This is a genomic window from Streptomyces sp. NPDC058964 (assembly GCF_042741275.1).
GTDB lineage: Bacteria > Actinomycetota > Actinomycetes > Streptomycetales > Streptomycetaceae > Streptomyces.
On sequence record NZ_JBHYKH010000150.1, the window covers coordinates 1 to 2,063 of the forward strand.

Genomic DNA, 2,063 nt, shown 5'->3' on the forward strand with positions numbered 1-2,063 from the left:
CCTCCCACAGCGCGCCCTGGGCGTGGGTGTCGCCTAACCCGGCCGCCCCATGGTTGACGGTGTTGAAGGTGGCGGGCGCGACGACCACGGCGTCGGGCGGCGGGAAGGGGCGCGGATCGGCCGGGGTCCGCCAGGCGGAGCGGACGGGGCGGCCGGTCAGCGCCTCGACGGCGGCGGCGTCGAAGAACCCGCCCATCGCGACCGGCGTCGCTATGACCCCGACCTCCCAGTCCCGCTCCTGCGCGGCAGTGATCAGCTTGCTGACGCCGGGGGCGATCCCGGCGGCGCACACGACGACGTAGAGGAAGGGTTTCCCGGCCTGTTCGGTCACCCGGGAACCCTACTCATGCGGACGGGACAGCCCACGCCCGGCCTCGGCGGCCGCGGCACGCGGATGTCACCGCGGGTGGTCGCCCCTGCCCTGTCAGCCCGCGGCGGTCTCGGTCACCTTGATGGCGCTGACCGGGCAGGCGCGGACCGCGTCCCGCACCATCGGGTCGCCGCCGCCGTCCTCCCGGCCGGCGATGAGCGTGCTGTAGCCGTCGTCGTCCTGGGTGAAGACGCCCGGGGCCGCCAGGGCGCACTGCCCCGCGCCGATGCAGACGTCCCTGTCGATCTCGATGTGCATGGCGAAAGCCTCTTACCAGGTCACGGGGAGTTCCAGCATCCCCTGGATCGTGTCGCCCGGTTTGAAGGGGATCTCCTCCGGCGGCGCGGCGAGGCGGAGTCCCGGCAGCCGTTCGAACAGCGTTCCCAGGGCGATCTCCATCTCGGCGCGCGCCAGGTTCTGGCCGAGGCACTGGTGGATGCCGAAGCCGAACGCGACATGGTGGCGGGCCGGGCGGTGCCAGTCGAGGGTGTCGGGTTCGGCGTAGACGGAGTCGTCGCGGTTGATGACGGAGGTCGCGAAGACCACGCCCTCGCCCGCGCGGATCCTCGTCCCGGCGACCTCGATGTCCTCCAGGGCGATCCGGAGCAGCCCGTCCGCGATCGACAGCATCCGCATCAGCTCCTCGACCGCGGTCGGCAGCAGCCCGGGGTCGGCGCGCAGTTCGGCCAGCCGCTCGGGGTTGCGCAGCAGCGTGAAGGTGCCCAGGGAGATCATGTTGGCGGTCGTCTCGTGGCCCGCGACGAGCAGGATGATCGCCAGCGAGACGAGCTGCTCGCGGTCCAGCTCGCCGTCACGCAGCCGCTGGTGGACGAGTTCGTCGAGGATGGCGTCGCCCTGCTCCGGCTCCGCCCTCTTGCGGTCGATCAGCCCGCCCAGATAGACCTCCAGCCGGTGGCGCGCGTCCAGCGTGTCGGCGGCCTCGGGGCCACGCAGCAGACGGCGCGACTGTTCCTCGAAGAACTCGTGGTCGGCGTAGGGGACGCCGAGCAGGCCGCAGATCACCGTGGACGGCACGGGCAGCGCGAAGGCGCGCACCAGCTCCGCCGGCGGGCCCTGCGCGATCATCGCGTCGATCCGCTCGTCGACGATCCGCTGGATCTCCGGCCGCAGCTCGGCGGCGCGCTTGACGGTGAAGGACGGGATCATCATCCGCCGCTGGGTGCGGTGCTCGGGGTCGTCGACGCCCAGCAGCGCCACCCGGACGGTGCGGGCCGCCGCGAAGCGGGCCGTGGGCATGGGGAAGCCGGGGCGGGTGCGGTCGGTGGACAGGCGGGGGTCGGCGAGCAGCGCGCGGGCGGCGGCGTGGCCGGTGACCAGCCAGGCCGGGCGTCCGTCGTAGAGGGTGACCGGGGCGAGGGGGCCCTGGTCGCGCAGCGGGTCGTAGGCGGTCGGCGGGTGGTAGGGGCAGGTGCGGTCCTGGGGGAATGCGACGGGTTGGGCCGGACGGGCCGGACCCGTGAGTTCCGTCAGATCCGTCAGATCCGTCATGGAAGACCTCGCAGACGAAGAGTGCGTGGTGCCGATCTTCATTAGATGCCCCAGGCATCTATGGAGCGACGGAAAGTTGGGGGGGGGCGGTGGGTGGGGGGGGGGGGGGGGGGTCGCACGAACACCCCCCCCGCGAGAACAAAGACCGACAAAGAAAGAGAGAGGGGCGCCCCCCGCACGCAAA

Annotated in this window: 3 protein-coding genes; all 3 read right to left on the minus strand. The window is 72.5% G+C overall.

Annotated features, from left to right (window positions below; all coding sequences use genetic code 11):
* On the minus strand, positions 1-331 hold a 331-nt coding region (locus ACFW2E_RS19955; RefSeq protein WP_384468149.1), incomplete at its 3' end, for a flavoprotein.
* Positions 332-424: 93 nt separating this feature from the next.
* Entirely contained in the window at positions 425-628 is a 204-nt protein-coding gene (locus ACFW2E_RS19960; RefSeq protein WP_384468151.1) for a ferredoxin, read from the minus strand.
* A gap of 12 nt (positions 629-640) precedes the next feature.
* Entirely contained in the window at positions 641-1,879 is a 1,239-nt protein-coding gene (locus tag ACFW2E_RS19965; protein WP_384468153.1) for a cytochrome P450, read from the minus strand.
* Between the last annotated feature and the right edge of the window lie 184 nt (positions 1,880-2,063).